Genomic DNA, 6,010 nt, shown 5'->3' with positions numbered 1-6,010 from the left:
CCGTTTTCAACAAACAATCCTCGGCCTTGTGCCGAGGATCTAACTACGGTTCCGCGCGAGTGGCGTAGGCGGTCTGGAAGGGCTTTGTTTTGGGCTCGTCCGAGACGCCTGCCGTGTTGATGCGTGCTTAGATGCTCGGCACAAGGCCGAGCATGACGACGAAAAAATAGGATAGGCTTCTTCAATAAGTTTAGGGCGTGGTGTTCTCACGCTCCTCATGACCACTTTCCGGCATCACTCTGCCCCGGCTGCAACCATTGCGCCGCGCTGGACTTGATGCCACGCATTGTATCAATATGCTCGTTCGCCGCGGCAGGGGGCCGCATGTCCTGGAGGGGGCGGTTTTGGACTTCGAGAACACCGTGAGCTATCGAGCGAGCGACCCGCTCGAAGCCGAATACTACATGACCCGGTCGTTTTGCGATCATCGCCTCGAGGTCTATGCCGGCCGCGAGGTCGGCTTCCGCCACCATGCCGTGAAGACGGCCTGCGGGGCCTTCAACCGCCTCGAATACGGCGCCGAGATCGAGGTCAGCGCCCACGGCTTCGAGGAATTCTACATGCTGGAAATGCCGCTGAGCGGCGGAGTGCGGATCGATTTCGGCAAGGAGGAGATCAATTCCGCCCCCGGTCAGGCGCTGCTGCTGTCGCCCGGGCCGCGGTTCCGTTCGCGCTGGCAGGCGGCTACCCGGCAATGGATGCTTCAGATCGACCGCTGTCGGCTGGAACAGCGGATCGCGCGGCTCACCCACCGTGCTAAGGCCGAGGCGCCGGTGTTCGACCCGCTGATCGATCTGCAAACCGCGCATGGACGGCGTCTCCTGGAAGCGTTTCAGGTGCTGGCGGCCGATCTTTCCGATGGCGGCGACGCGGACGATCCGCACCGCGAGGCGATCACCGATCGCATCATCGATCTGATTTTAAGCAATATTCCCTATCTGAACGGCCAGTCGGTCGTGCCTGATCGCCTGAGCGCCACGCCGCGCCATGTGAAACGGGTGATGGACCTGTTTCACGCCCGCTTCGGCGAACGGCTGTCGATGTCTGCGGTCGCCTGGGAGATCGGCGTTTCGGAACGGGCGCTTTATGAAGGCTTTCAGCGCCACTACCAGAAGACGCCCTATGAAATGTTGACCCGGATTCGCATGGAGGAGGCCCGGCGGCTGATCGTCGAGGAGGGGCTGTCGGCCAGCGATGCTGCCCGGCGCGTCGGCATGCGCCATCTCGGCCGCTTCTCCTCCGCCTATCGCGCTCTCTTCGACACCTTGCCGTCCGAGGACAGCAAGAGCCGGCACTGACGGCCGCGCGTCTTATCCACATCCTGCATAAATCACCTTCCGGTGCGGCTGAAACCCCGCGCGCGGGATGACAATCGCATGACATTGCCGCATCTTCCCCCGCGATGACGCGAGATCGGAAAATGCGCAGGAAGGCAGATTGGCGATGAATGCCGGAACAGAGATCGAGGAAACGAGGACGCGCGGTCGCGCACTTCCGGAAAGGCCGCTTTTGAGCTGCTATTTCCCGCTGGGGGACGTGCAGGTCTCCCCGGACCTCCTGGACATCTATGCCGGCGAGGGCGTTGATGTGATCGAGATCGGCATGGCTTCGCCCGACCCGTTCCTCGACGGGCCGGATGTGCGCCAGTCGATGCTGCGCGCCGATCGCGGCCGCTGGCGCGCCGATCTCGATGCGGTGCTGGAGCGGCTGGCGAAATTTCGAGATCCTCCGCGCGCGCTGCTAATGACTTATGCCGATCCGGCGCATCCCGGTCTTTATGAGGCAGACCTCTGGCGCGGCCTCGACAGTCTTCTGGTGGTCGCGAAACACGACGACCCGCTGGCCATGCGGCTGGAGCAGGCAGCCGCCGATAACGGCGTTGCCCTGTCGCCTTTTGTCTCGCTGCCGCTGGACGAGAAGGCCATTGAGCGCGCGTGTGAGGCCGGCTTCTACATCATGTTGCAGGCCCATGCGGGCGCGACCGGCCCGCGCGAGACGCTCGATCCCGGCAATGCTGACCGCATCGCGCAATTGCGCGCCGCGGGCGCGACGCGGCCGATCCTTCTCGGTTTCGGCATTTCCGGCGGCGCGCAGGCGCGGCAGGCGATGGAGCTTGGCGCGGATGGCGTGATCGTTGGGTCGCAGGTGCTGCGCGTGGCGCTTGCCGGCGGCGATGCGCTGCGGATGCTGTTGCGTGATCTGAGGAGCGGGCTCGATGCGTGACGATGCCTTTGTGATCGGCTTCGATATCGGCTCGACCGCCGTCAAGGCCGGGCTGTTCACGCTCGGCGGCGCGGTCGTCGATCACTGGAGCCGGAACTATCCGACGGAACGGCCTGGGCCGGGGATCGTCGAGCAGGACCCGCAGCACTGGCTCGATGGCGTGCGCGATGCGATTGACGGGCTCCTCGTCGGTCGCGATCCTGATCGTGTGGTCGCCGTCGGGCTCTGCAGCCAGGTCAATACCGATGTGTTCGTGGATGCCGCCGGCGAGCCGCTGGCGCCCGCCATCGTCTGGCAGGACGTGCGCGCCGCGCGCGAGGCCGAGGCGCTGGACCGGACGATTTCGGCAGAGGACAAGCAGGCCTGGTGGGGCGCGGAAATGCCGATCGGCGCGAGCCACGCACTTGCCAAGATGATGTGGTTTCAAAAGCATCATCCCGATCTCTGGGAAAAGACCCGCTACGTGCTGTCGCCCAAGGATTACTGCCTGCTGCGGCTGACGGGGAGGGCGGTTGCCGATCCGATCGCCTCCTTCGGCCATGTCGGTCTCGATCTGACCTATATCGATCCACTGATCGCTCGCGTCGATGGTGCCGCCGAACGACTGCCGCCGCTCGGCTTCTTCACCGATATTGCCGGCGAGATGCAGCTTGGCAGTCACGCCCGCCACGTGCCGGTGATCGTCGGCACCATGGATGCATGGGGCAATCTGTTCGGCTGCGGCGTATTCCGCGCAGGGCAGGGCATGTATGTGAGCGGTACAAGCGAAATTCTGGCGCTTGCCGGGTCAAGACGCATCGGCGCGCCGGGCGTCGTCACCTTCGCCACCGTCGATGATCTGGTCGTCAATGCCGGCCCAACCCAGAGCGGCGCGGATTCGCTCAGGTGGTGGAGCCGAACGGTCGGCATGGAGCCGGGGGATGTTGCCGAACTGGCCGCAAAAGCCGATCGCGATGGCCGCCCAATCCTGTTCCTGCCGCATTTGGAAGGCGAGCGCGCGCCGTTGTGGGATGCCGATATTCGCGGCTCCTTCATCGGCCTGGACAGCCGCACAGGCGGGCCGGAATTCGCGCTCGCGGTGCTGGAGGGTGTCGCGCTCTCGGCCCGGCAATTGTTCAATGCGCTGACCGAGGCGGCAGGGTACCGCCCGGATTGGCTGCTTTACGGCGGCGGCGGCGCGCGCTCGGATCTGTGGAGCCAGATCCGCGCCGATTGTCTCGGCGTGGCCCTCCACCGCTTCTCCTATAATGATGTCGGTTGCCTTGGCGCGGGCATCATGGCGGCCGTCGGCGTCGGGGCTTTCCCGACCATTGCCGAGGCAGTTCCGGCGATGACATCCGTGCAGACCGTCTTCGAACCCGACCCGAAGCGCGCGCGGCGCTATGATCGCATGTTCGAGGCCTATACGAAGGCCATCGACGCACTGAAACCCATCGGAATCATCGAAACGGGCGACCCGCTCCGCTAACGGGTCACACATGCAGCAAAGAAACGAGAGGAACAGACCATGAGACTGATCAGAACCACCCTTGCAGCGCTGACGCTGTCACTTGCCGGCACGACCGCCGCTCTGGCGACGGATGTCACCATTCTTACCCCTTATATCAGCTCGATCCCGACCAATGAGATGGCGCAGAGCTTCAAGGCGGAGGGCGAAAAGCGCGGCTGGGACGTCACCATCATCGACACGCGCAATGATTTCGGCCAACTCGCCTCGCGCATGGAAGACACGGTCAACGCCAAGGCCGATGCCATCGTGCTGATCTCAACCGATCCCGGCCAGGTGGGCGATCAGGTCGCCATGGCGGCAGAGGCCGGCATTCCGGTGATCTCGCTCGACGGCTCGAAGCACGACAATGTCGACGTCAACGTCACCTCCAACAATTTCGAACTCGGCACCCAGCTCTCCGAGGCGCTGTTCAAGGCGCTGGACGGCAAGGGCAATATCGTCAAGTTCTATCACTCCGCCCATCCGGGCGTGCATCAGCGCGAACTTGGCCTTGATGCGACGCTGGAAAAACACCCGGACATCAAGGTGATCGCCGATCACTTCGTCAAGGTGCCGGGCCCGGTCGATGACGGCCGCATCGCCATGGAAAACATCCTGCGGCAATATGGCGACCAGATCGACGGCGTCTGGGCCGCCTTCGATGATCCGGGCATCGGCGCGGAACTGGCGACGGAATCGGAACTGCCGGATTCCAAGCTGATCATCATGGGCATCGATGGCAATGAGCAGGCGGTCGACATGATCAAGTCCTGCACCCATTTCAAGGCCACCTTCCGCCAGGACTTCCCCGGCATGGCGGCGGTTGGCGCTGAAGAACTCGAGAAGATCCTCGGCGGCGGCGCTGCCGAAAGCGATGAAATCTACGTGCCGGCGGTGATGATCACGCCGGAATCGCTGGGCGTGACCTGCCCCTGACGGGCCGTTTCGTAACCGGAGCCGCCGGCAGCGGCGGCTCCGCCTTTCACCTTTCGCGGGACAATTAACATGTTGCTGAGCATCAAAGGGCTTGAAAAGCGCTTCAGCGGCGCGCGCGCGCTCGCCGGCGCCGACCTTGCGGTCGAGGCCGGCTCCGTGCACGGGCTTCTGGGCGAAAACGGCGCCGGAAAGTCGACGCTGATCAAGACGCTCTCCGGCCTGATCGCGCCCGATGCGGGCGAGATCCGGATCGACGACAAGCCGGTCGAGATCGAAAATGTCCGCCACGCCGAGGCGCTCGGCTTTCGCTTCATTCATCAGGAACTGAGCCTGGTTCCGCATTTCAACGCGGTGGAAAACGCCTTTGTCGGGCGGCGTTATCCCAAACGCGGCCTGTTCATCGACCGCAGACAAATGGCCGCCGAGATTGCCGAGACGGCGCGCGATATCGCGCCCGACCTGCCGCTCGACGTGCCGGCGGCGCGGCTGACGACCGGCCAGAAACAGCTTGTCGAGATCATCCGCGCGCTGATCGGCGAGCCGGCGCGGCTGGTGGTGATGGACGAGCCCACGGCCTCGCTGTCCGATGGCGAGGCGCGCAGGCTCTACCGCGCTGTGGCCCGGCTTGCCGAACGCGGCGTCGCCGTGATCTTCATCTCGCACCGGCTGGATGAGGTGATGGAAATCTGCGACCGGTTCACGGTGCTCAGAAACGGCGCGACCGCCGGGGCAGGGGCCATCGGCGACATCGACCGCGCCGGTCTCGTGCGCCTGATGTCCGGGCGCGAGGAAGTGCGGTTGACCCCGGCGCCGATGACGGTGGATGCGCCGACCGTGCTGAAGGTCCGCGATCTGCCTTTCGGCGACCATGGCTCACGGGTTTCCTTCGACATCCGGGCCGGCGAAATTCTCGGCCTTTACGGGCTTGTCGGCGCGGGGCGCTCGTCGCTGATGAAGATCATCTGGGGCGCGACCTCTCATGGCGCAGGCGCTATCAGCCTTGCGGACAAACCACTTCGCCCCGGCCGGATCGACGACCGGATCAAGCGCGGCGGGGCTTATGTGCCGGAAGATCGCCGTCATGAGGGGCTGATCGTGAACCGCACGATTGCCGAGAACCTTGCCATCGCCAATCTGGCCTCGGTGCGCGCCTCACCCGGCCTGCCATGGACCAGCGTTGCCGCGCTGAAGCGCCGTACGCAGGAGGTGCGTGAGGCGCTTTCGGTCAAGATGGGGTCGCCCTTCGCCAAGCCGCTGACGCTGTCGGGCGGCAATCAGCAGAAGCTTCTCTTCGGCCGCTGGTTCGGGCGGCCGATCCGGCTCCTCATCCTGGACGAACCGACGCGCGGCGTCGATGTCGGC

The 6,010-nt window shown here is 64.6% G+C and carries 5 protein-coding genes; all 5 read left to right on the top strand.

Annotated features, from left to right (window positions below):
- Window positions 1-362 precede the first annotated feature (362 nt).
- Window positions 363-1,298 carry an AraC family transcriptional regulator gene (locus B4E36_RS18895; protein WP_292051885.1) on the top strand — a complete coding sequence of 312 codons (936 nt, stop codon included), beginning with the start codon at window positions 363-365 and terminating at the stop codon, window positions 1,296-1,298.
- Window positions 1,299-1,443: 145 nt separating this feature from the next.
- Window positions 1,444-2,223 (top strand): tryptophan synthase subunit alpha, encoded by a 780-nt coding sequence (locus B4E36_RS18890; protein ID WP_292051884.1) that lies wholly within the window; start codon window positions 1,444-1,446, stop codon window positions 2,221-2,223.
- Window positions 2,216-3,691 (top strand): xylulokinase, encoded by a 1,476-nt coding sequence (locus tag B4E36_RS18885; protein WP_292051882.1) that lies wholly within the window; start codon window positions 2,216-2,218, stop codon window positions 3,689-3,691. The genes B4E36_RS18890 and B4E36_RS18885 overlap by 8 nt, the downstream gene beginning before the upstream one ends.
- 39 nt (window positions 3,692-3,730) lie before the next feature.
- Window positions 3,731-4,648 carry a sugar ABC transporter substrate-binding protein gene (locus B4E36_RS18880; RefSeq protein ID WP_345900689.1) on the top strand — a complete coding sequence of 306 codons (918 nt, stop codon included), beginning with the start codon at window positions 3,731-3,733 and terminating at the stop codon, window positions 4,646-4,648.
- A gap of 69 nt (window positions 4,649-4,717) precedes the next feature.
- Window positions 4,718-6,010 (top strand): sugar ABC transporter ATP-binding protein (locus B4E36_RS18875; protein WP_345900688.1); only part of this gene is annotated, 1,293 nt, incomplete at its 3' end.

The organism is Martelella sp. UBA3392 (assembly GCF_002358775.1).
Taxonomy (GTDB): domain Bacteria; phylum Pseudomonadota; class Alphaproteobacteria; order Rhizobiales; family Rhizobiaceae; genus Martelella; species Martelella mediterranea.
This window is presented reverse-complemented; position numbering and strand designations above follow the sequence as displayed.